Source organism: Megasphaera hominis (assembly GCF_014269395.1).
Taxonomy (GTDB): domain Bacteria; phylum Bacillota; class Negativicutes; order Veillonellales; family Megasphaeraceae; genus Megasphaera; species Megasphaera hominis.
On record NZ_JACOGK010000081.1, the window covers coordinates 1 to 566 of the forward strand.

General features: G+C 43.6%; 2 protein-coding genes. Both read left to right on the forward strand.

Annotated elements, in window-relative coordinates:
• On the forward strand, window positions 1-273 hold a 273-nt coding region (locus H8J70_RS12970), incomplete at its 5' end, for a helix-turn-helix domain-containing protein (protein ID WP_186504598.1).
• A 155-nt stretch (window positions 274-428) separates the two neighbouring features.
• Window positions 429-566 (forward strand): IS3 family transposase (locus tag H8J70_RS12975; protein ID WP_222433716.1); only part of this gene is annotated, 138 nt, incomplete at its 3' end.

A 566-nucleotide genomic window follows, 5' to 3' on the forward strand; every position in this document is an offset into this window, starting at 1 on the left:
GCATACTGCATATCACATGAACATAACTATGCAGAAACAGCAGAAAAATACCAGGTTTCCTATCAACAAGCTCGTAGTTACACCGTTAAGTATGAGGCCGGCGGTCTCGATGCATTAAAAGATAACCGAGGGAAAAAGAAGGCGAACGATTCTCTTACCGAGGTTGAACAATTACGTGCTGAGCTGAAACTGGAGAAAGCCAAGCGTGAGAAAGCGGAAATGGAGGCTGCATTCCTAAAAAAATTAGCAGAAGTAGAGAGGAGGCGGGGCTGAGCCGGCTAAGAAAACATCATATTTATTTGGCAATTAAAGAAGTGCATGAGGAGAACAACTATCCGATTTCTGCTCTCTGTAAGCTGGGAAACGTAGCCAGAGCTGGTTACTATAAATGGCTTCATCGAGGTATTCCTGAAAATGAACAGGAAAACATGCTGATTGGAGAAAAGGTTGAAGAAATACATCAGCAGGATCCTGATAAAGGGTATCGCAGAATCCGCGATGATTTGGAACGCTATCATGATATCCATGTGAATGATAAGCGGGTTCTCCGGATCTGCCGCAAGAAA